The following is a 22,330-nucleotide window of genomic DNA, read 5'->3' as shown; positions in this document are numbered from 1 at the left end:
ACGCCCGCCCTGCTCTCGGACGGCAGGGCGACGACGTCTCGTGGTGCTGTCAGTGGAACGGGCACCGGGACGGTGCCCCCGTGGCGCGTACGCGGCCGCCCGACGACGGCTTGGTCGGCAACCGTCGCCGGTCGACGCCGAGACCCTCGTCGAGGATCGCCAGGCGAGGGTCGCTGAGGGCCGCGACCGCGGCGGCGAGGCCTGCGATGGCGAGTTTCTCTCCGGGGCATCGGTGTCCGCCCGCGGGGTCCCCGCCCCCGTGAGGGACGAACGTCGAGATCGCCTCGTAGTCGTCGACGCCGATGAAACGTCCTGGGTCGAACTCGGAGGCGCGGTCCCACGACGCGTCATCCGTGTCGGTGCCGAGGATGTCGAGCAGCACCCGCCCACCAGCAGGCAGACTCCGTCCGTCGATCTCGACGTCGGTGCGGGCCCAGCCAGGCAGCATCGGGACGAACGGCGCGGTCCGCCTGACCTCCTGCGCAAACGCGACGGCGAGCGGCCCACCTGCCGACGCTCCACGCTCGGTGGCTTCCGCGGCGATGCGACCCCGCCACTCGGGGTGCTCGTGCAGGGCCTTGGCGGCGAAGGCGACGAAGCGGGCCACCGCGATCATCGGGCGGATGCTGTTCTGCAGCTCGATCCCCGCCAGCTTCGCGGGCAGCAGCGCGCCGTCGGGGTCCCTGTGCCGAGCCCACTCGTCGAGGGCCGTCCCTGCCCCGGGCTCGAGAGCGCCGGCGCGCGCCGCCTCGACGAGGCGGCGAGCGTGCCGATCTGACCAGGCCCGGTTCGCCGCCGCCAGCAGGTACTCCGGGGAGTAGGGCACACCGAAGCCGTCGACGATCTGCGCGAGACGGCTCGCCCAGCGCGTCCTGGCCGCCGAGGTCCCGGGCAGGCCCGCCCACCGCATGCTCGCGCGGCCGAACGCCCCGACGGCTGCGTCGTAGGCGGAGCGTCGTCCCCCGGACAGCCAGGCATCGATCTCGTGGCGCCACTCGCGCTCGAGCAGGGGCGTCAGCCGGGCGACCTGTTCGTCCTCGTACGCGACGTCGAGGAACGTCGCCTTGCGGTGCCGGTGTTCCGCTCCGTCGAGGCTGTGCACGGACCCACGGCCGAAGAGCGTCTGCTGGATGATCGAGGGCATGGCCCCGTGCCGGACGATGCGCCGCTCGTCGTAGAACAGCTCGACGGCCTCGGCGCCTCGGACCAGCAGCGCCTCCCGCCCGAGGAGGCGAAGTGGCACAGCCCGTGCGCCTGACCGTCTTCGTTCCCAGAGTCGTGCACCGAAACCGTACCCCCGGGTGAGCAGGGAGATCGAGTCGTCGCGAAGCGGGTTCGTCACGGGTGTCGAGGGGAACATGCGGCCATCGTGCCAGCCTCCACGAACTCGCGACCACACCACCTGTCGGAGCGGCAGTCACGTGGCCCTGCAGGCTGCCGCCCGGTCGATCGGGCGACGGCTCGTCCTCGTCTCGGGCCTCAAGCGGCTCAGGTCTCGAGATCGTCCGTGGGGAGCCACACGCGCATCGTCGACGGGCCGCGGTTGCCCCAGGCGGCGTAGGGCACGAGCGGCACGCTGCCGAGGGACAGGGCGGTGGCCGCGGCGTCGCCGTAGGGCCATCCGCTCGCGGGCGTGTGGCTTCGCGAGAGCTCGACCCGCGCACCCGTCGACGTCGTGACCGGGTCGACGGTCGTGTCGACGAGCACGTCGTTGACGCTGCCGGAGGGCAGGTCGACGGATTCGAGCGCCAGCACGAGCGGTCCGCGCTGGACGGCGACCTGACCACGGACGGCGTCGATCGTCGGGGCCGCGCGGACCCACTCGGCCGTCGTCGGCAGCTCGAGCACGACGACGTCGCCCGCCGAGAAGCGGCGGCGGACGACGGTCGTCGAGCCCCGGGCCTGCCTGACCTCCCCGTCCGGCAGGACCACCGTGGCCGGGGCGCCGTCGGCCCACGAGGGGACACGGAGCGTGAGCTCCACCTCGCGCTCGACGTCGCCGCGCCACGTCACCTCGACGCGCCCGTCGAGGGGGTATCCGCTCGCGACCGACAGCGCCAGCGGCGTGCCGTCGTCGAGCACGGTGTCGACGTCGTAGCTGCCGTACTGGTGCAGCTGCACCCCGTCGGAGCTACGGGTCGCGAAGTACTGCTCCACGCTGGCCAGGGTGCGGGCCACGTTCGTGGGGCAGCACGACACCTCGAACCAGGGCGCGCGCAGGCTGGACAGGGCGCGGGCGTTCAGCTCGTCCTCGTCGGGCTCGGTGCCGAGCGTCCTCTGGTGCAGCGTGTTCGTGTAGAAGAACGCGCGACCGTCCTCTCGAGGCGAGGCGAGCACGACGTTGAGCAGTGTGCGCTCGATCAGGTCGGCGTACCGGGGATCGCCCTCCGCGAGCAGCAGCCGCCACGAGAGCATCGTCGAGGCGATGCCCGCGCAGGTCTCGGAGTACGCGCGGTCCGGCGGCAGCTCGTCGTCGGCGCCGAAGGCCTCGTCCTGGTGGTGGGAGCCCATGCCGCCCGTGACGTACGTGCGGTGGGCGACCGTCGCCTCCCACTGTCGCCGGACGGCAGCGGCGAGCTCGTCGTCGCGCGTCTCGACGGCGACGTCGAGTGCGCCCGCGGCGAGGTAGAGGGCACGGACGGCGTGTCCGCGCAGCACGTCGGCGTCGCGCACCGGCAGGTCGTCCTGGAAGTACTCGGAGCCGTACTCGATCTGGCCGAGCAGCCCGTGCCCGCGGCGGTCGACGAAGAGGCGGGCGAGCTCGATCCACCGGGGCTCGTCCACGGCGCGGCCGAGCTCGGCGAGCGCCACCTCGATCTCGGGGTGCCCGCAGATCGCGACGCGCCCCTCGGGGCCGAAGACCGTCCAGAGGTGCTCGGCGAGACGGCGACCGACCTCGACCAGACGGGGCGAGGAGGCGGTGCGCTCGGCGGCGACGACGGCCTGCAGCAGGTGGCCCATCGAGTACAGCTCGTGGCCCCACTCGAGGTCGCTCCACCTCGGTCGCTGCCAGGCGCGGCCGAAGCTCGTGTGGAGGTAGCCGTCGGCCTCCTGGGCCGCGGCCACGCGGTCGACGAGGGAGTCGTAGCGCGCCTGCAGGGCCGGGTCGTGCTCCCGCCCCAGCTCCCACGCCATGCCCTCGAGGAGCTTGTAGACCTCGGAGTCGACGAACTCGATGCCGGAGTGCTCCCACGGCGTGCCGGGGTCGGTGAGGCCGGCTGCGGCGCGGTCGAAGTTGCACGTCCAGCCGATGCGCTCCATCCAGTCTTCGCAGTGCCTCAGCACGACGTCGGCGTTCAGGGCCTGCTTCTCGGCCCAGAAGCCGTCGGTGAGCCGGATCTCGGTCGCGTCGAGCGGGGTGAGGACGGAACGGGACGGATCGACCGGGCCGGCGAAGGGGCGGCTGTCGCCGAAGTCGGTGCGGGAGGCGCCGGTGCGCGGAGAAGTGGTGGTCACGATGTGCTCCAAGAAGAGAGGGGAAGCAGGAGGAAGTGGTGCCGAGGTCGATGTGCGGGTCAGTCCTTGACTGCGCCGGCCGTGACGCCCGCGGCGACGTAGCGCTGGGCGACGACGAGCAGCACCGTCGCGGGGATCGACGCGACGACGGCGGTCGCCATGATCGAGTTCCACTCCTGGTTGTTGTTGCCGATGTAGCGGTAGATGCCGAGCGTGATGGTCTGCGCGTCGCCGCCGCTGTTGAGGGTCGACGAGAAGACGAAGTCCGACCACGCCCAGAGGAACGCGAACAGGCCGACGGTGACGGCGGAGTTGCGGCTCACGGGCAGGACGACCGAACGGAAGGTGCGCCACGCGCTGGCTCCGTCGAGCTTCGCGGCGCTCATCAGCTCGTCGGGGATGCCCCGCATGAAGGCCGTGAAGATGAGCACGCCGAAGGGCACGGCGAGGGTCGAGTCGGCGATGACGAGGCCCCACCACTGGTTGAGGATGCCGAGGTTGAGGTAGATCGCGTAGAACCCCATCGCCATGATCACCTGGGGGATCATCTGCGCGACGATCATCACGAAGCTCAGCGCGCCTCCTCCGACCGGCCGCAGCTTGGCCAGGGAGTACGCGGCCGGTGCCGACAGGGCGACGGTGACGACGACGGTCCCGAGGCCGACCAGCAGGCTGGTGCCGAGGAACGGCAGCTGCTCGGCGACGACGGCCCGGTAGCCGTCGAGCGTCGGGGCGGCGGGGAACCACGACGGCGGGCTCTGCCGCATCTGCGCGGTCGGGGTCAGGGAGACGTTGATCATCCAGTAGATCGGGAACAGCATGATCGCGGTCAGCACGACCCCGATCACGGTGGTGGCGAGGCTGCGGCGACCGGCACGGCTCGAGGAGGCGCGGCGGGCGGCGGACGTGGGGGCCGCGGCGGGCCGGATGGTGACGCTCACGACTGGTCCTGCTTCCTCTGCACTCGCAGGTAGACGAATCCGCAGACGAGCGCCATGACGATCAGCAGGTTGCCGACCGCGGCTGCGGGTCCGAAGGAGGGGAGGGTCGAGCCGAAGCCGAGCTGGTACGACCAGATGGCGAAGGTGGTGGAGGCGTCGCCGGGCCCGCCGCGCGTCATGATCCAGATGATGTCGAAGACCTTGAGCGTGTAGACGAGGCCCAGCAAGATCGTGATGGCCGAGACCGGGCGCAGCAGGGGGAACGTGATGCGCCAGAAGACCTGCCAGGCGTTCGCGCCGTCGAGCGCCGCCGCCTCGTAGATGTCGCCGGGGATGTTCTGCAGCCCGCTGTAGAGGATGACGAGGTTGAACGGGATGCCGATCCAGATGTTGGCGATGATCACGCTGGTGAGTGCCCACTGCGGCGAGGTGAGCCAGTTGACCTGATCGCCGCCGAGCGTGCGGATGACGGAGTTGACGACGCCGCTCTCGCTGTTGAGCATCCACGACCAGGTGGAGGCGCTGACGATCAACGGGAGCAGCCACGGCACGAGGAACAGGGCCCTGAGGGTCGACGACAGCGGGAACTTCTGGAAGAAGAAGACCGCGAGGGCCATGCCGATCGTGAACTGGAACGCGATGGAGATGCCCGTGAACAGCAGGGTGTTCACCAACGCGGGCCCGAAGGTCGGGCTGGAGAAGACGTCCGCGAAGTTCTCGAGCCCGATGAAGGGCGCGGTGCCGTCGATGAACGACCGCACCGTGTAGTCGTGCGTCGAGAGGTCGACGTTGCGGACGAGCGGCCAGACGTAGAAGACGGCGAGGTAGGTGACGACCGGGGCGAGGAACGCCCAGGCGGTGAGTTGTGAGGCGCCGGGCCCACGGCGTCGCCGCTGGGCTCCGTCGCCGGGGAGGCCGGTGTGCGGGGCCGGCCTCCCTCCGGGCGGTGCCTGGCGACGTTCCATCGTGTCGGTGCTCATGGGGCTGCTCCTCGTCGTCGGGCGGTGTCCGGTGCGGTGGGTGGTGTCGCGGTGGGTGGTGCTGGTGGTGCTGGTGGCGCTGCGGTGGCTACTTCGTGGCGGACGCGGCGGCCTGCTGCGCCTCCTGCAGGGCGGCCTCGGGGTCGGACGACCCGCTGAGGCTGTTCTGCACGGCCTTCCAGAGCTGCTCCGAGATCTTCGGGTAGTCGGTGCCCAGGTCGTCGCTGGTGCGGCCCTTGGCGTCGGCGACCGCGGTGATCCACGGCTCGAGGTCGGGGTCGGTGGCGACCTGCTCTGCCTGGGCGTCCTTCGTGGGGGCCACGTAGGACAGCGTCGTGTCGGTCGCGACGAGGTTCTCGGTGCTCGTCAGGCACGACTGGATCTTCTCGCTGACCTCGTAGCGGGCGTCGTCGCTCTGCACCGGCACGGTCAGGAACTCGCCGCCGGTGGGTGCAGGGGCCGCGCCGCCGTCCTTCGAGGGGATCGAGATGATGCCGTAGTCGATGCCCGACTCCTTGACGCCGGCGAGCTGCCAGGTGCCGTTCTCGCTGAAGGCGTACTCGCCGGTCAGGAACTCTTGCCAGCTCGTCGTCTGCGTGTTGTTGATGACCGAGTTGGGGGCGTAGCCCTTCTCGACCCAGTCGGTCCAGAGGGCCAGCGCCGAGACGGCGTCGTCGGAGTCGAGCTCGGTGAGGTCGGCGCCCGAGCCCCAGTACCAGGGCAGGAACTGGAAGCTGCCTTCCTCCGTCCCGATGCCCGAGAAGGTGATGCCCTTGCCGCCGGAGGCGGAGACCGCCTCGAGGGCGGAGGTGAGGCTGTCCCAGTCGGTGACCGACGCGGGGTCGACGCCTGCGGCGTCGAGGACGGCCTTGTTGTAGTAGAGCGCGAGCGTGTTGGCGCCGATGGGGACGCCGTAGGTCTTCCCGTCGAGCTGGCCGGCGGCGAGGATGTTCGCCTCGATGTCGGAGGTGTCGGCCCCGGTCTCGTCGGTGTCCGTGAGCAGGCCCGCCTCGGCCAGGGTCGAGACGACCGGGTTGTCGACGAGCAGCAGGTCGGGTGAGTTGCCCTGCTGGCCGGCCAGCAGCGCCTTGCTGGTCAGGTCGGAGGTGTCGTACCCGGTGCGCTCGACGGTGACGCCCGCGTCGGTGCCGCACTTCTCGATGAGCTTCGCCCAGTCGCTCGAGTCGTCGAACTGGGGGTACGGGTCCCAGAACGTGTAGGTGCCCGAGGCGGCGTCGGACGAGCCGCCGCCTGGTCCGCCGGCACAGCCGGTCAGGGCGAGGGTCGCGGCGGCCAGGCCGACGACCGCGACGGCGGTGCGCTTGCTGCGGATGAACGAGATCACAGGAGGTTCCTCTCTGAACTGCTGCGGATGCTCCGTCAGAGAGCCCGGCAGGTGCAGCACAGGGCGCTCATCGTCGAGAGCAAAGAGACCGAAACTGGTTTCGGGTGCGAAGTTACACGGGCATGACTTGCTCGTCAATCACTTTGTGAACTATTTTCGGTACATGACCACTGCAGGAGGCGGCAAGGCGGCGACGACGCCCGTCACGCTGGCCGACGTGGCCCGGGCCGCCGGGGTCTCGGTCGCCACGGCCTCGAAGGCCCTGAACAACAGGGCACAGGTGCGGGAGTCGACTCGCGTCAAGGTGCAGGAGGCTGCCGCGGCGCTCTCGTTCACGCCCAACTTCTTCGCGCAGGCGTTGAACTCGGCCCGGACCGGCACGATCGGGATGGTCACGAGCGACCTCGACAACCGTTTCGTGCTGCCCGTCCTGCTCGGCGCCGAGGACGCCTTTGGTTCGGGCTCCTTGTCGGTGCTGCTCGCCGACGCCCGCGACGACGCGCTCCGCGAGCAGCTGCACCTGCAGACGCTGCTGACGCGTCGGGTCGACGGGCTGCTGATCGTGGGGCGCACGACGAACCCGCGTCCGCCCGTCCCGTTGCTCGCGGACGTCCCGGTCGTCTACGTCTACGCCCCCTCCAGCGACCCGGCCGACGCCTCCTTCACCCCCGACAACGTCCAGGCCGGACGGCTCGCCGCCGAGCACCTGATCGAGAAGGGGCGGACTCGCATCGCCCTGGTCAACGGCGAGGCGTCCTACGCTGCGGCGCGCGACCGAGCTGCCGGCGTCCAGCAGGCCCTGACGGCGGCAGGGCTCGAACTGGTCGGCGGGACCTCCCTCTTCGGGCAGTGGGGCGAGGGGTGGGGGCGTGACTGCGCCCGCCTCCTGGTCCGGGGCAGCGAGTCGGTGGACGCCATCATCGGAGGCAGCGACCACATCGCCCGCGGCGTCATCGACACGCTCCGGGATGAGGGGGTCGGCGTCCCCGACGACATCTCCGTGGTCGGCTTCGACAACTGGGACCTGCTCGTCCGCGACTCGCGACCACCGCTCACGAGCGTGGACATGTCGCTCGAGCAGCTCGGACGCGCCGCCGCGCAGCACCTGGTCGACGCCATCGGCGGAGCGCCCTCCCCGGGCATCGTGGCCGGCGCTGTGGACCTCGTCGTCCGGGGTTCCGCCTAGGCGCCTGACCCGTCGTCCGCGCCGGGGCCGCGACGCGCAGACTGGGGTGGTCCTCCTCGAAGAAAGAAGACCCCCCCATGTCAGCGTTGACAGTCCTGTTCATCGGCGGCACCGGCATCATCAGCTCGGCGGCCGCGGCCCGAGCCGTCGAGCTCGGCCACGACCTCACCGTCCTCAACCGCGGGGCGTCGTCGACCCGGCCCACGCCTCCTGGGGTCGAGGTGCTCACGGGGGACGTGTCCGACCCCTCGTCGATCCGCCGGGCCCTCGGCGACCGGTCGTTCGACGTCGTCGTCGACTTCGTCGCGTTCACCCCGGACCAGGTCCAGGCCGACATCGACCTCTTCACCGGTCGGGCCGGCCAGTACGTCTTCATCAGCTCGGCGTCGGCCTACCAGAAGCCGGTCGCCGCGCTGCCGATCCGAGAGTCCTCTCCGCTCCGCAACCCGTTCTGGCAGTACTCCCGGGACAAGATCGCCTGTGAGGACCTCCTCGTCGGCGCCTACCGGGAGAGCGGCTTCCCGGTCACGATCGTCCGCCCCTCGCACACCTACGACCGCACCACGATCCCGGTCACCGGCGGCTGGACCGTCGTCGACCGGATGCGGCGCGGCCTCGAGGTGGTCGTCCCCGGCGACGGGACGTCCCTCTGGACGCTGACCCACCACGCCGACTTCGCCCGCGCCTTCGTCGGGCTGCTCGGCCTGCCGGCCGCCGTCGGCGACGTCTTCCACATCACCTCGGACGAGGCCCTGCCGTGGGACCAGATCTACACGACCCTCGCGGCCGCGGCGGGCGTCGACGACCCGGCGCTGGTGCACGTGGCGAGCGAGAGCGTCGCGGTCGTGGAGCCCGAGTGGGGCCCGGGTCTCCTGGGCGACAAGGCGCACTCGGTCGTGTTCGACAACGCGAAGGTCAAGGCGTTCGTGCCCGGCTGGCAGGCGACGACGTCGTGGGCCACGGGTGCTCGGGAGATCGTCGAGTGGTACGACGCCGCCGCCTCTCGTCGCGAGGCCGACCCGGCCGCGGAGGCGGCGTTCGAGCGCCTCCTCGCTGGCGCTCGCGCCTTCGGAGCCTGACCGCGATGTCGCGTCGTGTTCCGCGCCTCATGTCGCGTCACGGCAGGACGCGACGCTCGGAACGTCGCGGCACGGACCGGGGCATGACGCGCCGCGGTGCCCGCTGACCGGCCGGCCGTGGTCGTGTCGGCGGCGACCGGGCGCAGCTCAGCTGTGGGTCGTGCCCGCGCGCATCTCGTCGACGGTCATCTCCGGGGCGCCGCCGGCTGCCGCCTCCGGGTCCATCCAGACGTAGTCCCAGTGGTGGCCGTCGAGGTCGTCGAAGCTCTTGGAGTACATGAAGCCGTGGTCCTGCTCGCCAGCGGGTGTCGCGCCTGCGGCCAGTGCCTTCTCGTGGATCGAGTCGACCTCTTCCTTGCTGTCGGCGCTGAGGGAGAGCTGGACCTCGGTCGAGGTGGTGGCGTCGATGATCGACTTGCTCGTGAACTCGGCGAAGAACTCGCGGGTCAGCAACATCGCGGTGATCGTGTCGCTGATGACGATGCTCACGGCGTTCTCGTCGCTGAAGCCCTCGTTGACCGAGTAGCCGAGCGACTCGTAGAACGCGCGTGAGCGGGACGGGTCGCTGACGGCCAGGTTGACGAAGATCATGGTGGGCACGGGCGGCGCCTCTCTTCCGGTGGCGGACGTCGGACGCGACCGCTCGCCCCTGATGATGGCGACCCGTCACCACGAGGTCAAGAGCCCGCGAGACTGCCGCCGCTCGACGGTCGTGGTCCCTCGTGCAGGGTCACGGGAGCAGCAGGCTGGGCCCGTGTCCGGCGCGGGCCACGCGGGGGCGGGGCGGGGCGGGACGGGCCGGGCCATCGGAGCCGATCCCGGGAGCGCCGTGGGCTGGTCAGCGCCGGACGGCCTCGAGGGAGAAGTCCCAGAGCTCGTCGGCGGTCGTCGGGTCGAGCGCGGCCGACAGCACGCCGTGGTCCGCGGGCTCGAAGACGACGTCGGCGGGTCGAGCGTCCTCGAAGTACTGCCCGGTGACGCCGTCCACGGTCGGCGAGCCGGCGAGGAGGACCGAGGTCGCGGCGCCCTGCTCGACGGTCTTCCACGTTGCAGCGTCGAAGCGGGCGGTCGTCTCCGGGTCCATCTCGGTGTGCCGGGACAGGGACGTCCGGATGTTGCCGGGGTGCACCGCGTTCACGGCGATCCCGTCCGCGCGCCACCTCGTGGCCGCGCCGACGGCGAAGAGGACGTTCGCCGTCTTCGACTGCCCGTAGGCGGTCCAGCCGTCGTAGGGCCTGCGCTCGAAGCCCACATCGTCCAGGTCGAGGCCGCCGAGTTGGTGTGCGCTGGAGGACAGGACGACGACGCGGGCGGAGGCGCCGGCGGCGAGGCGGTCGTGGAGCCCGAGCGCCAGGGCGAAGTGGCCGAGGTGGTTGGTGCCGAACTGCGCCTCCCAGCCCTGAGGGGTCAGCTGGCGGGCGGGCAGGTTCATGATCCCGGCGTTGGCCACGAGCACGTCGAGCGGCACCTGCCGTCGCTCGACGAACGACTGGACGGAGTCGAGGTCGCTGAGGTCGAGCTGCTGGACGTCCAGCCTGCGGTTGCCGGTCCGTCCCTCAATCTGTGCTCGGACGGCCTCGCCGCGGTCGGTGTCCCGGACGGCGAGCGTGACGCTCGCGCCCGCCGCGGCCAGGGCCCGAGCCGTCTCGACGCCCAGGCCGGAGGACGCCCCGGTCACGACGGCGCTCCTGTCCCGGAGGTCGACGCCGGCGAGCACCTCGTCAGCGGTCGAGGAGGAGCTGAACGCGTCACGGACGCTGTCGGAAGTCATCAGCGTAAAGTACACCCGTTGTCTAAAACCGACCTGGTGGACTGGGTAGCTGGGTGCCTCGACGCGAGCGACGGCCCGCGACCTACGGTGCGAGGCTCTGCAGGAACGCGAAGTGGCCGCGCAGCGCCTGCGACCCGGCCGGGGTGAGCGTCACCCACGTCCGGGCCTGGCCCTTCGCGCGCTGGACGCGCGGCAACACTGAGAGTTTCCGAATCGGAAAGTCAACCAGGACGCACGATGCGTCCCACGGCCGTCGCCACGACGTCCTCGTCGGCAGGCTCCGGGTCGAGGGCGCGGTGGATCGTGAGGCCCTCGATCAGGGCGTCGAGCAGGCGGGCCGTCTCGGGGTCGAAGTGCTGCTCGAGCGCGGCACGGCTCCGGGCCATCCAGGCCTGGGTGATCGACCGGTACTCGGGGCGTCGCGCCGCGAGGGTGTAGAGCTCGTGGGTGAGGACCAGGTCGCGCTGGCTGCCGACGACGTCGTGGGTGACGATCTCGACCACCGCGCGCCGCGCCTCCTGTGGTGTGAGGTCGCCGGCCAGGCGGCGTCGGAACCGCTCGGCGACGCGGTCCGCGAAGAGCGCGAAGGCCTCGAGGAGGAGCTCGTCCATCCCGTCGAAGTGGTACGTCATGGATCCGAGGGGCACGTCGGCGGCGACCGCCACGCGCCGGTGGGTGGTGCCGTCCACTCCCACCTCGGCGACGACGTCGAGGCACGACTCGAGGATGCGGTCCCGTCGGCCGGGGTCCGCCCGGCGGGGCGACCGGGCAGCGGTCATCCGGTGACGCTCCGGACGACCCTCGCGGGGTTGCCGACCGCGACGACGCCGGCAGGGACGTCGCGGGTCACGACCGCGCCCGCGCCGATGACGCTGTCGTCGCCGATGCTGACGCCCGGGCAGACGATGACCCCGCCGCCCAGCCAGACGTTGTCGCCGATCGTGATCGGCAGGGCCGCCTCGAGCCGGTCGCGTCGCGGCCCCGGCTCGACGGGGTGGGTCGGCGTCAGGAGCTGGACGTTCGGCCCGATCTGGCAGTCCTCGCCGATCGTCACGGCGGCGACGTCGAGGGCCGTGAGGTTGTAGTTGACGAAGGTCCGGGCGCCGATGCGGATGTTCTCGCCGTAGTCGACGAACAGCGGCGGCTTCACGAACGCGTCTTCCCCCAACGATCCCAGCAGCTCCTCCAGCAGGGGGCGGGCTGCGCCCTCGTCCTCGACCGCGGCGCGGTGGTAGGCGTCGGCGAGCCGGACGGCGCGCTGGGCGAGCCGGGCGCTCTCGGGGTCGTCGGCGACGTAGAGGTCGCCGGCGAGCATCCGCTCGCGGTTGCTGCGGTCATCGCCCGCGAAGTGGTCCTGTGTCATGTGTACAAGCGTACACTCGGCGTCATGACCGACATCGACTGGAACTCCGGCACCTGGACGACGGCCCCCGCACAGGTGCACGTCGCGTCCGACGGCCTGCACGTGACGGCCGTCGAGGGGAGCGACGCCTGGCGCACCACCTCCTACGGGTTCGTGCACGACACCGAGCACGCGCTGCTCGTCCCGTTCGAGCAGGGCACCGCCCAGGAGGTGACGTTCCGGCTGGACTTCACCGCCCAGTTCGACCAGGCGGGCATCTTCGTCGAGGTCGACGACGAGACCTGGACCAAGGCCGGCGTCGAGCGCAGCGACGGCGAGGAGAGCCTGGGCGCGGTCGTCACGCGCGGCGTGTCCGACTGGTCGCTCTCGCCCGTGCCCGGCTGGCACGGACGGGAGGTCACGATCCGCGCGAGCCGCTCCGGCGACGCGCTCACCGTCCGGGCCCGCGTCGACGACGAGCCGTGGCGGCTCGTCCGGGTGGCGCCGCTCGATCCCGGTGCCCGGGTCTCGGCGGGGCCGATGTGCTGCGCCCCGTCGCGCGGCGACCTCACCGTGCACTTCACCTCGTGGACGACAGGCGAGGCCGACGCGAGCCTGCACCCCGAGAGCTGACGCGAGCCTGCACGCCGAGGGCCGAGGAGGCGGCGAGCCGGGTGCCGGTCGGCTGCAGAGACGGTAGACAGGAGTCCCCGCACACCGACAGGAGCACCATGACCGACCCCGACGAGCTCGGTGGCTCCGCCGCGGATCGCCGTTTCCGCGAAGCACTCCGTGAGGGCCTCGCTGCCGCCGAGCGTGAGAGCCAGTCCGAGGCCGAGGCCGAGAACGGGAGCCTGAGCGAGGGTCGCGGGCACGGCGGTCACGAGGCCGGGGCGCGCGGCCCGGCGACTCGCCGACGTGGTCGTGGCTCCGGTGCGGCCGTGCCTCCCCGGTCCCGCTCCGAGGTGTTCATGGACTGGGCGCCCCTCGCCGTGGCCGTGCTCGCGATCGGGGCCGTGATCGGCATCGCCCTCTACGGGATCAACGGCGGCGACCTCGGCCCCTGGTGAGCGCCGGGACTTGCACCTGACGCGACGTCATGTGGTCTGGTGGGGAACGTCGCACCACCTCCCACGCACCCTCAGGAAGGCCCCGCCGTGTCCTCGTCCTTCATCCCGCCTCGCCAGGTCGCCATCGGCGACGCCGCCTCGTTCGTCGGCACGACGCCGAGGGCGATCCGTCACTACCACGCGCTGGGGCTGCTGCCCGAGCCCTTGCGCGACGGCGGCGGGCGTCGCCGCTACGACTACGACGCCATGATCCGGCTGCTCTGGATCCGCAAGATGACCGACGCGGGCATCGCCCTGGGCGACATCCGTGACGCCTTCGCGGGCGCCTCCGCCGGCGGTCCTGCCGCCCTCGACTCGGTCGACGCCGGAGCTCCGGACCGTGCCGCTGCCGGCCAGGGCGACGTCGCGGACGTGCTCGAGCAGCTGGAGGCGACGCTCGAGGCGAAGGAGGCGGAGCTGCAGCGCCAGCGCGCCGCGGTCCGCCGCATGCGCGCCCTGGGCAGCCGGACCGGCCTGCTCGACGAGTTCGTCTCTCGGCGGCTCACCGGCCTGCCCGAGGGCTCGCTCCGGCAGGACGATCTCGACGCCCTGCTCGTCACCGAGCGGATCTTCGGCCCGCTCGGCGCCGCCGTGCAGGCAGGCCGGTTCGTCGCGCTCGCGACCCGACCGGAGCTCCGCGCAGAGTCCGATCGCGTCGATGCGGCCGAGGCGGCGCTCGACGACACGGTCGCCGTCGACGACCCCCGCGTGGCCGAGGTGGCAGCCGAGCGGCACGCCTTCGAGGGAGTGCTGCTCGCGGTCATCGAGGAGTCCGGTCAGGACTCGGAGGACGACGCGCTCGTCGCGGCCTGGGACGAGCTGCACCCGGAGGGGGCCGACCCTGAGCCCGACACCGACACCGACACCGACACCGACACCGACACCGGCGCCGGCGGCAGGGCCGGGTCCGGGTCCGGGTCCGGGTCCGGGTCTGGTGGCCGGCGGAGGTCGCGGAGCCTCGCGGACGCCGTCGGCCTGATGCCCTACGACTTCTCCCCGGCCCGGGCTCGCTGCCTGGAGCTCGCCCTCGAGCTGTCCCTGGCCGACGCCGTGGACGAGTCGAGCACGAGCCCCGAGTTGCACCCCGGTGGGTGAGCCGGCACGACGTGCTCTCGCGAGGGCCAAGCCGAGCCTTCTCCGCCGGTTCACCTGGTCCGTCCCGGGGTGAGAGGCCGCAGATCGACCTCAGGAGGTTCGGTGAGGTCGATTCGAGGCCTCTCACCAGCACAGCGGCGACGAGTTCACGCGCGGTGCCGCCTGCGAGGGGACAGACTGCGGCGCCAGGTGGAGGCACGCCTCGCGCAGGAGGCGCTCGCCGTGGTGCCGCCAACTGGGGCCGACCGCAGTTCGCCGAGCCGCAGCTCACAGCGCCGCCCCTCACCGGGCTGCGCCGCCGTCTCTCGTCGGGGGTGCCCCACCGGAGCACCCATCCGGACGCCCCGGCGTCGTACGGTCGAGGCCATGGACAACAAGAGCGAGGTGCGGGACTTCCTCACCACGAGGCGAGCCCGTGTGACACCCGAGCAGGTCGAGCTGCCCGGCGGCCCTGGTCGGCGGGTGCCGGGCCTTCGACGGACCGAGGTGGCGATGCTCGCCGGCGTCAGCGTCGAGTACTACTCGCGGCTCGAACGCGGCGACCTCGGGGGCGTCTCGGAGGCGGTGCTCGAGGCGATCGGAAGCGCGCTGCTCCTCGACGACGCCGAGCGGTCGCACCTGGGCGACCTCGCCCGTGCGGCGAACGAGTCGCCCGTCCGCAGCCGCTCGCGGGCACGCTCGCGGCCGTCGGGCATCTCCCGTGCCCTGCAGCTCGCCCTCGACTCCGTGACGGCCGGCCCGGCCTTCGTCCGGAACGGCCGGATGGACGTGCTCGGCGAGAACGCGCTCTTCCGCGCCCTCTACTCCGACCTGTACGCGCTGCCCGACCGGCCCGTCAACCTGGCCCGCTTCGTGTTCCTGCACCGCGAGCTGGCCGAGGCGTTCTACCCGTCGTGGTCGATCGCCGCCGACATCAACGTCGCCATCCTCCGCACCGAGGCGGGCCGCGACCCGCACGACAAGGCGCTGCACGACCTCGTCGGCGAGCTCTCGACGCGCAGCGACGAGTTCCGCGCCCGCTGGGGCGCGCACGAGGTGCGGCACCACGCGTCCGGGAACAAGTCGTTCCGGCACCCGGTCGTCGGCGACCTCGAGCTCGTCTACGAGGCCATGGAGCCGATGGGGCAGCAGGGGCTCAACTTCTTGATCTACAGCGCAGAGCCGGGCTCGCCGACCGAGGAGCGCCTCCGCCTCCTCGCCAGCTGGGGCGCGACCCCCGCCAGCCAGGAGGTGCGGGAGACAGGGCTGGCCGGCCGGCACCCGAGGAACGACGACGCGCGACGAGAGGACACCCCACGATGAAGTACGGACGACTCGGCACCACGGGCCTGCGCGTCAGCAGGATCGGCCTCGGCTGCATGAGCTACGGCGACCCCACGCGGGGCCTGCACACCTGGACCCTCGACGAGGAGGCGTCCGCGCCCTTCTTCCGCCAGGCGGTCGAGCTCGGCGTGACGTTCTGGGACACCGCGAACGTCTACCAGCAGGGCACCGGCGAGGAGTTCGTCGGCCGTGCCGTGCGCGACTACTCGCGGCGCGAGGAGATCGTGCTCGCCACCAAGGTCAGCGGCAAGGTGCACGACGGGCCCGGCGGCTCGGGGCTCTCGCGCGCGGCGATCCTCGAGCAGGTCGACGCGTCGCTGCGGCGCCTCGGCACCGACTACATCGACCTGTACCAGATCCACCGCTTCGACGACGAGACGCCGGTCGAGGAGACGATGGAGGCGCTGCACGACCTCGTGCGCGTCGGCAAGGTCCGGTACACGGGTGCGTCGAGCATGTTCGCGTGGCAGTTCGCGAAGCTGCAGACGGCCGCGGCCGTGCACGGCTGGACGCCGTTCGCGGCGATGCAGGACCAGTACAACCTCCTGAAGCGCGAGGAGGAGCGAGAGATGATCCCGCTCTGCGCCGACCTCGGCGTCGGGCTCGTCCCGTACTCGCCGCAGGGCAAGGGGCGGCTGACGAGGCCGCGCGACGTGACGACCGACCGCTCGGCCGTCGACGAGGTCGCGAAGGCGTTCGACACCGACGCCGACGGCCCGATCGTCGACGCCGTCGAGCAGGTCGCCGCCGAGCACGGGGTGTCGATGGCGCAGATAGCGGTGGCCTGGGTGCTCCGGAACCCCGTGGTGTCGGCCCCGATCGTCGGCGCGACCAAGCCGCACTACATGGCCGACGCCGTGGCCGCGCTCGAGGTCGAGCTGACCGACGACGACGTCCGCCGCCTCGAGGAGCACTACGTGCCGCAGGCGCCCTTCTGGTGGTGACCCACGGCGCTCGACCGGCTCGGTCGGCATCCGGGACGTCCGGACCTTGACGGCGGGGATGCCGAGGACGAGGGTGTGCGCATGTCCCTCTTCCTCAGCTGCCCCGTCGCGGACGTCGAGCGCGCGACCGCCTTCTACGCCGCGCTCGGCTGGGACCTGCAGTCGGCGATGTCGGGCCCCGAGTCGTCGTGCTTCGCGATCGCGCCCGAGCAGAACGTGATGCTGACGAGCCGCGCGATGTACGAGAGCGTCGGCGGCGTCGAAGAACTGATCGGCGGGCCCGACACCCCCTCGAAGGTGACCGTCTCGTTCGACCTGCCCAGCCAGGAGGCGGTCGACGAGCTGGTCGAGCGCGCCGCGGCCGCAGGCGGTCGCGTCGGCGACACCGACGACTACCCGTTCATGTACCAGCGCCAGTTCGACGACCTCGACGGTTACCACTATTCGCCGTTCTGGATGAAGCCGGACGCCGACGCCGACGCGACCGCTTCCGCGTAGGCGCCCACCGCCTCCTGGAGTGCACGGCCTGCTGCCTGCGGTCTGGCTGGACGCCTCTTCGTGCGCGGGGTGCACTCTCGGGGCATGACCGAACGAGACGACACCTTCACCGCCCTCAGCGTCCAGTGCGCCCAGGAGAACGTGGACGCCGGGGGCAAGCCCTTCGCGTGCCTGCTCGTCCGTGCCGGCGAGGTCGTCGTCGAGGCGAGCAACCACGTCGCCCAGACGGGCGACCCGACCGCGCACGCCGAGATCCTCGCCATCCGCCAGGCCGCCGAGCAGGGCATCACCGACCTGCGCGGCTTCGACGCCTACGTGACGGCGTACCCGTGCCCGATGTGCCTCGGGGCGCTCTACTACGCACAGCCCGACCGGGTGATCTACGCGGTGAGCCGCGAGGAGGAGGGCGAGCACTACGAGGACGGCAACCGCCTGATGAGCCTCGCGACCTTCTACGACGAGTACGCGAAGGCCCCCGAGGACCGAGCCCTGGCGGCCGAGCAGGGGCACGTCGAGGGTGCGACGGCGCCCTTCGCGGACTGGACCTCGCGGCACTCGTCCTGACGCCTCGTCGACGGGTGCGTCGCGACGCCCCTTGACAGCTGCGACATGTAAGTGTTCACTCAGTCACATGTCCCCGACCAGCACAGGCACTGCCGCCGGCGCAGCCCTCCGCTCGACCGCCGAGGCGCAGCGCGCCCGGATCACCTCGGCCGCGGTGCGCGTCTTCGCCGAGAAGGGGTACCACGCGACGCCCGTCGCGGACGTGGCCGCCGCCGCCGCGGTGTCGCCGGCCTACGTGTTCCGGCTCTTCCCAGGCAAGCTCGGGGTGTTCCTCGCGGCCGTGGAGGACACGTACTCGCGAGTGACGGACGCCCTCGTCGAGGCAGGCGAGGCGAGCTCCTCGACCGACCCGGCCGGCCGTCTCGACGCGATGACGGAGGCGTACGTCGCCCTCGTCGAGGACCGCGACCTGATCATGATGCAGTCGCAGGCGCAGAGCGCGAGCGCCGTGCCCGAGATCCGCGCCGCCGTGCGTGACGGTCTCCGCGACGTGGTCCGGGCGGTCGAGCGGGTCTCCGGCGCGGCGCCGGCCGACGTGCAGCGGTTCATCGCGTACGGGCAGCTGTGCCACCTGATCGTCCAGACGGACCTCGCCTCCGTGGGCGACTCGTGGGCCGCCTCGGTGACCGCGGGGATCCGGCACCGGTGACGAGCGCCTCCTGCACCCGTGTTCTTTCTTGTCCGCAGTTGTGACTGACCAGTCAGTAATTACCCACCACCCACTCGAGAAGAGAGATCACCATGACCGACACCACCGCCACCACCACCCGCGTCGTCCTGCCGGGCGTCGTGCAGCCCTCAGGGCTGCTGATCGAACAGGTCGCGACGCCCGAGCCGGGAGCAGGCGAGCTGCTCGTCACCGTCGAGGCGACCGGCATCTCGTTCGCGGAGCAGGCCATGCGCCGCGGGCGCTACCCCGGGCAGCCGGCGTTCCCCTTCACGCCCGGCTACGACCTCGTCGGGACGGTGTCGGCCGTGGGCCCGGGCGGGGACGGCTCGCTCGTCGGCCGCCGCGTCGCCAGCCTCACCAAGACGGGCGGGTGGGCGACCCAGGCGGTCGTGCGCGAGCGCGACTCGGTCGTCGTGCCCGACGGCGTCGCCGCGGAGGACGCCGAGACCGTCACGGTCAACGGGGTGACGGCGTGGCAGATGCTGCACAGGTCGGCGCGGGTGCGGCCCGGCGGGACGGTGCTCGTGTTCGGCGCGAACGGGGGAGTGGGCGGCATCCTGATCCAGCTCGCGCTGCACCACGGCGTGCGCGTGATCGCGGCCGCGTCGCCTCGCCATCACGACCAGCTGAGTCGTGCCGGCGCCGAGCCCGTGGACTACGCCGATCCCGGCCTCGCCGCGAAAGTCCGTGAGCTCGCCCCCGGCGGCGTCGACGCCGTGTTCGACAACATCGGCGGCGAGGTCACGCGCACCGCGTGGACGATGCTCGCGCCCGGCGGCACGCTCGTCGCCTACGCGATCGCCAGCGCGACCGGAGGCACGGGGAGCATCTGGCCGCCGTTCCTCCGGCAGCTCGTCCGCATCGGGGCCTGGAGCGTCCTCCCCAACGGCCGACGGGCGACGTTCTACGACCTGTGGAGCGGGCACTCGCGCACGCCGCGACGGTTCCGCGCCCGTCTCGAGCACGACCTGGGGCAGGTGCTCGAGCTCGTGCGTGACGGCGTCGTGACGGCGAACGTCGCGGCCCTGTTCTCGCTGGAGGCGGTGGTCGAGGCCCTGGAGCTCGCCGAGTCCCGCACGCTCGCCGGCAAGGTCGTCCTGGTGCCGTGAGCTGAGGGGCGGCTGCTGGCCGCGGGCGGCCGGCTGCCGACGGCCGGCGCGGCAGTGTCGGCGGCCGGTGCTACCGTCCGGGCATGACGTGGGAGGAACGACCGTGACCGAGGTGATCGGCGCGGTGGGCGGCGAGCCGCGTCCTGATCACCTCCTCCCGCAGCAGGCGGCCGAGGCGGTGCACGCCGGGTTCCCGTCGCCCGCGCAGGGGTACTACAACGGGCCCGTCGACCTGAACCGGCACCTGATGCGCGACCCGACGGCGACGTTCCTGGTGCGGGTCAGCGGCGACAGCATGACCGGCGCCGGCATCTTCGACGGCGACGAGCTCGTCGTCGACCGCGGGCTCGACGCGCACGACGGGCACGTCGTGGTCGCGGTCGTCAACGCCGAGCTGACAGTCAAGCGCCTGTCGTGGCGCGACGGGCAGATGGTGCTCAGCCCCGAGAACCCGGCCTACCCCGAGATCGTGCTGTCCGAGCTCGACGAGGCGACGATCTGGGGCGTCGTGACGAGGTGCCTGCACCGTGTCTGAGCATCTCGTCCCCGTGCCTGCGCCTCGTGTGTCCGGTCGCAGCATCGCGATCGTCGACGCGAACAACTTCTACGTCTCGTGCGAGCGGGTCTTCGACCCGTCCCTCGAGGGCCGGCCGGTGGTCGTCCTGTCGAACAACGACGGCTGCGTCATCGCCCGGTCGGAAGAGGCGAAGGCGCTGAACGTCGACATGGCCGCGCCCTGGCACAGCATCGCGCCGATCGCAGAGATGCAGGGCGTCGTGGCCGTCTCGAGCAACTACGAGCTCTACGGCGACATGTCGGCCCGGTCGGCCGAGGTGCTCAGCCGCTACACGAGCAGCCAAGAGGTGTACTCGATCGACGAGTCGTTCATCGAGCTCACCGGCACCCTCGACGAGACGATCGCGCAGGCGCGCGAGATCCGGCGGGCCGTGCGCAAGCTCATCGGCCTGCCCGTCAGCATCGGCATCGCGCCGACGAAGACCCTCGCGAAGCTCGCGAACCGCGGCTCGAAGCAGAACCGGGCACTGGGAGGCGTCTGTCACCTGGGCAGCTACGCCCCCGACCGGCAGACCGCGATCCTCGCCAGCGTCGACGTCGGCGACGTCTGGGGCATCGGACGCCGCACCGCGAAGAAGCTCGCGCCGCTCGGCGTCCACACGGCAGCCGACCTCCGCGATGCCGACGCGGCACGGATCCGCGCGCGGTTCGGGGTCGTGCAGGCCCGGGTCGTGCATGAGCTGCGCGGGGTCGACTGCCTGCCCATCGAACAGGTCCAGCCCGAGCGTGAGCAGATCTACCACTCGCGGTCGTTCGCCGTGCCGGTCACCACGGTGACAGAGCTCGAGGAGGTGCTGTCCGTCTACACGCAGCGGGCTGCGGCTCGCCTGCGGAGACAGGGCTCGCTGACGCGGATGATGCGCTGCTTCGCCGCCACCTCCCCGTTCTCCGACAGCGCCGCGCACACGAACCACTCGGTGTCGGTGGCGTTCCCCGAGCCCACCGACGACGCGGCGACCCTGTCCCGGGCGGCGATCGCCGCGCTCGGCCCGCAGCTCGAGCCAGGCAAGCGCTACGTGCGCGCGGGCGTCACGCTGATGGAGCTGACCCCACGCGACGAGCACGCCAGCCTCGACGTGTTCGATCTCGAGGGCGCCGCGCCCCCGGCCTACGGCGCGGTCATCGACCGCATCGCGGGCAAGTTCGGCGAGGACACCCTCGGGCTCGGGGTCGCCGGGCTCCGTCACCGACGAGGCTGGTCGATGAAGCGCGACATGGTCTCGCCCCGAGCGACCACCCACTGGGACGAGCTCGCCACGGTCAGGGCGAACTGACCCGCGTCACCGGACGAGCCTCACGACGGGCAGCACCACCGGGCCGAGCGACTCCTCCTTGGCGGCGCCGTCCCGGGCGAACCCGTGGCGGCGGTAGAAGGCCTCGGCCCGGGGGTTGTCGTCGGCCATCCACAGGTAGGCGGGGCCGTCGCCGATCGCGGCGTCGAGCAGCAGGCGGCCCGCACCCGACCCGTGTGCGGCGGCGACGACGTAGATGCCCTCGAGCTCACGTGGTGCCGGGCGCAGGCGATCACGACCTGCGCTCGCCGAGGCCCAGCCGACGATGCGCTCCGTGTCGAGGGCGACGAGCACGTCGGTGACGTCGTCGTCGAGGATGCGAGCCCACCCGGCGGTCCGCTCGCCGACGTCGAGGCCCGCGAGGAAGCCGGCCGGCACGAGGTGCGCGTACGTCTCACGCCACGACTGGACGTGCACGGCGGCGATGCCCGTGGCATCTGAGGCCCGGGCGGGGCGGACTGTGAGGCTCATCACCCGACGCTATCGGCCGCGGGTGGCCCATGTCGGCGGGTTCCTGTCGGTCGCGGCGGGTTCCCGTCGTCGACGGCGAGTCCGCGCCCGCCCGCCGCGGGCGACGAGAACCCGCCAGCACCTGCTCTGAGCGCCGCGGGCTCGCGGGTGTCGCGGCTCAGCGGGGCGTGACGTCCCCGCCGTCGGGGGCGTCGCCGTCAGGGGCACACGTGTCCTCGGTTCGATCGCCGTCCGCCGAGGGAGGTGCGGGTGCGGCCGATGCCGGAGGTGCGGCTGGCGCCGGCGCCGAGGCTGGAGCTGCGGTCGCGGGGGCGGATGCGGCGGCCGGTGCCGGGGGTGCGGCAGCGCCCGACTCGGCGAGCAGCGTCTCGAGGCGCAGCTCGCGCTCACGGCTGAACACGGTGAGCGCTCGCGTGGCCACGAGCACGAGTCGCATCAGCAGGACCGCGAGCGCGATGCCCAGCCCGAGCAGCGCCACCGCGGCGAGCGTCGTGAGGATCGACGAGAAGCTCGGTCCGTAGTCGTAGGCCACCATCGGTTCTTCGTAGGACATGCTGCTGACGCTAGGGCCGACCGCCT

Annotated in this window: 24 protein-coding genes; 13 read left to right on the top strand and 11 right to left on the bottom strand. The window is 72.0% G+C overall.

Annotated elements, in window-relative coordinates:
• Positions 1-49 precede the first annotated feature (49 nt).
• The 5 genes from EDF20_RS06205 to EDF20_RS06185 form a co-directional block, all read right to left on the bottom strand.
• The gene (locus EDF20_RS06205) at positions 50-1,243 is read right to left on the bottom strand and encodes a cytochrome P450 (RefSeq protein WP_347876487.1); all 1,194 of its coding nucleotides are present in this window, start codon (positions 1,241-1,243) and stop codon (positions 50-52) included.
• A gap of 245 nt (positions 1,244-1,488) precedes the next feature.
• Positions 1,489-3,456 carry a beta-L-arabinofuranosidase domain-containing protein gene (locus tag EDF20_RS06200; protein ID WP_133738009.1) on the bottom strand — a complete coding sequence of 656 codons (1,968 nt, stop codon included), beginning with the start codon at positions 3,454-3,456 and terminating at the stop codon, positions 1,489-1,491.
• A 59-nt stretch (positions 3,457-3,515) separates the two neighbouring features.
• Entirely contained in the window at positions 3,516-4,397 is an 882-nt protein-coding gene (locus tag EDF20_RS06195; RefSeq protein WP_243833386.1) for a carbohydrate ABC transporter permease, read from the bottom strand.
• The gene (locus tag EDF20_RS06190; protein ID WP_133738008.1) at positions 4,394-5,377 is read right to left on the bottom strand and encodes a sugar ABC transporter permease; all 984 of its coding nucleotides are present in this window, start codon (positions 5,375-5,377) and stop codon (positions 4,394-4,396) included. The genes EDF20_RS06195 and EDF20_RS06190 overlap by 4 nt, the downstream gene beginning before the upstream one ends.
• Positions 5,378-5,465: 88 nt before the next feature.
• Positions 5,466-6,722, bottom strand: coding sequence for an extracellular solute-binding protein (locus EDF20_RS06185; RefSeq protein ID WP_243833385.1), 1,257 nt, complete (start codon positions 6,720-6,722; stop codon positions 5,466-5,468).
• A 163-nt stretch (positions 6,723-6,885) separates the two neighbouring features.
• Between EDF20_RS06185 and EDF20_RS06180 the strand changes: the two genes are divergently transcribed.
• Both EDF20_RS06180 and EDF20_RS06175 read left to right on the top strand, forming a co-directional pair.
• Complete coding sequence (locus tag EDF20_RS06180; RefSeq protein ID WP_123546877.1) at positions 6,886-7,908, top strand: LacI family DNA-binding transcriptional regulator; 1,023 nt, start codon at positions 6,886-6,888, stop codon at positions 7,906-7,908.
• A 77-nt stretch (positions 7,909-7,985) separates the two neighbouring features.
• Positions 7,986-8,987 carry an NAD-dependent epimerase/dehydratase family protein gene (locus EDF20_RS06175; RefSeq protein ID WP_133738007.1) on the top strand — a complete coding sequence of 334 codons (1,002 nt, stop codon included), beginning with the start codon at positions 7,986-7,988 and terminating at the stop codon, positions 8,985-8,987.
• Positions 8,988-9,134: 147 nt separating this feature from the next.
• Here the strand turns inward: EDF20_RS06175 and EDF20_RS06170 are convergent, their stop codons facing one another.
• The 4 genes from EDF20_RS06170 to EDF20_RS06155 all read right to left on the bottom strand — a co-directional run bounded on the left by EDF20_RS06170 (position 9,135) and on the right by EDF20_RS06155 (position 12,121).
• Positions 9,135-9,578: a VOC family protein gene (locus tag EDF20_RS06170; RefSeq protein WP_123546875.1), complete on the bottom strand. Its 444-nt coding sequence runs from the start codon at positions 9,576-9,578 to the stop codon at positions 9,135-9,137.
• A 247-nt stretch (positions 9,579-9,825) separates the two neighbouring features.
• A complete protein-coding gene (locus tag EDF20_RS06165; RefSeq protein ID WP_123546874.1) occupies positions 9,826-10,758 on the bottom strand; it encodes an SDR family NAD(P)-dependent oxidoreductase in 933 nt (310 codons plus the stop codon).
• Between the two features lie 221 nt (positions 10,759-10,979).
• Positions 10,980-11,537, bottom strand: coding sequence for a TetR family transcriptional regulator (locus tag EDF20_RS06160; protein ID WP_123546873.1), 558 nt, complete (start codon positions 11,535-11,537; stop codon positions 10,980-10,982).
• Positions 11,534-12,121: a sugar O-acetyltransferase gene (locus EDF20_RS06155; protein WP_123546872.1), complete on the bottom strand. Its 588-nt coding sequence runs from the start codon at positions 12,119-12,121 to the stop codon at positions 11,534-11,536. The genes EDF20_RS06160 and EDF20_RS06155 overlap by 4 nt, the downstream gene beginning before the upstream one ends.
• Positions 12,122-12,145: 24 nt before the next feature.
• On the opposite strand from EDF20_RS06155, the gene EDF20_RS06150 reads away from it, so the two are divergent.
• The 11 genes from EDF20_RS06150 to EDF20_RS06100 all read left to right on the top strand — a co-directional run bounded on the left by EDF20_RS06150 (position 12,146) and on the right by EDF20_RS06100 (position 21,262).
• Complete coding sequence (locus EDF20_RS06150) at positions 12,146-12,733, top strand: DUF1349 domain-containing protein (RefSeq protein WP_123547341.1); 588 nt, start codon at positions 12,146-12,148, stop codon at positions 12,731-12,733.
• Between the two features lie 98 nt (positions 12,734-12,831).
• Positions 12,832-13,170, top strand: coding sequence for a hypothetical protein (locus EDF20_RS06145; RefSeq protein WP_133738006.1), 339 nt, complete (start codon positions 12,832-12,834; stop codon positions 13,168-13,170).
• An 87-nt stretch (positions 13,171-13,257) separates the two neighbouring features.
• Positions 13,258-14,304 (top strand): MerR family transcriptional regulator, encoded by a 1,047-nt coding sequence (locus tag EDF20_RS06140; RefSeq protein WP_133738005.1) that lies wholly within the window; start codon positions 13,258-13,260, stop codon positions 14,302-14,304.
• A 366-nt stretch (positions 14,305-14,670) separates the two neighbouring features.
• Positions 14,671-15,606 (top strand): helix-turn-helix transcriptional regulator, encoded by a 936-nt coding sequence (locus EDF20_RS06135; protein ID WP_133738004.1) that lies wholly within the window; start codon positions 14,671-14,673, stop codon positions 15,604-15,606.
• Entirely contained in the window at positions 15,603-16,571 is a 969-nt protein-coding gene (locus EDF20_RS06130; protein ID WP_133738003.1) for an aldo/keto reductase, read from the top strand. The genes EDF20_RS06135 and EDF20_RS06130 overlap by 4 nt, the downstream gene beginning before the upstream one ends.
• Before the next feature lie 81 nt (positions 16,572-16,652).
• A complete protein-coding gene (locus EDF20_RS06125; protein ID WP_133738002.1) occupies positions 16,653-17,069 on the top strand; it encodes a VOC family protein in 417 nt (138 codons plus the stop codon).
• A gap of 84 nt (positions 17,070-17,153) precedes the next feature.
• Positions 17,154-17,633, top strand: coding sequence for a nucleoside deaminase (locus tag EDF20_RS06120; protein ID WP_133738001.1), 480 nt, complete (start codon positions 17,154-17,156; stop codon positions 17,631-17,633).
• Positions 17,634-17,700: 67 nt separating this feature from the next.
• Positions 17,701-18,282: a TetR family transcriptional regulator gene (locus tag EDF20_RS06115; RefSeq protein WP_123546865.1), complete on the top strand. Its 582-nt coding sequence runs from the start codon at positions 17,701-17,703 to the stop codon at positions 18,280-18,282.
• A 92-nt stretch (positions 18,283-18,374) separates the two neighbouring features.
• A complete protein-coding gene (locus EDF20_RS06110) occupies positions 18,375-19,412 on the top strand; it encodes a medium chain dehydrogenase/reductase family protein (RefSeq protein ID WP_123546864.1) in 1,038 nt (345 codons plus the stop codon).
• Positions 19,413-19,536: 124 nt separating this feature from the next.
• A complete protein-coding gene (gene umuD, locus EDF20_RS06105; protein ID WP_233569061.1) occupies positions 19,537-19,947 on the top strand; it encodes a translesion error-prone DNA polymerase V autoproteolytic subunit in 411 nt (136 codons plus the stop codon).
• A complete protein-coding gene (locus EDF20_RS06100; RefSeq protein ID WP_123546863.1) occupies positions 19,940-21,262 on the top strand; it encodes a Y-family DNA polymerase in 1,323 nt (440 codons plus the stop codon). Before umuD ends, EDF20_RS06100 begins: the two co-directional genes overlap by 8 nt.
• A gap of 6 nt (positions 21,263-21,268) precedes the next feature.
• Here the strand turns inward: EDF20_RS06100 and EDF20_RS06095 are convergent, their stop codons facing one another.
• Both EDF20_RS06095 and EDF20_RS06090 read right to left on the bottom strand, forming a co-directional pair.
• On the bottom strand, positions 21,269-21,751 hold the full coding sequence (locus EDF20_RS06095) for a GNAT family N-acetyltransferase (RefSeq protein WP_347876486.1): 483 nt from the start codon (positions 21,749-21,751) through the stop codon (positions 21,269-21,271).
• Positions 21,752-21,908: 157 nt separating this feature from the next.
• Complete coding sequence (locus tag EDF20_RS06090) at positions 21,909-22,304, bottom strand: hypothetical protein (RefSeq protein WP_133737999.1); 396 nt, start codon at positions 22,302-22,304, stop codon at positions 21,909-21,911.
• Between the last annotated feature and the right edge of the window lie 26 nt (positions 22,305-22,330).

Source organism: Frigoribacterium sp. PhB116 (assembly GCF_004364285.1).
GTDB lineage: Bacteria > Actinomycetota > Actinomycetes > Actinomycetales > Microbacteriaceae > Frigoribacterium.
The sequence above is the reverse complement of the archived record's forward strand: the minus strand, read 5'-3'. Positions and strand labels throughout refer to the sequence as shown.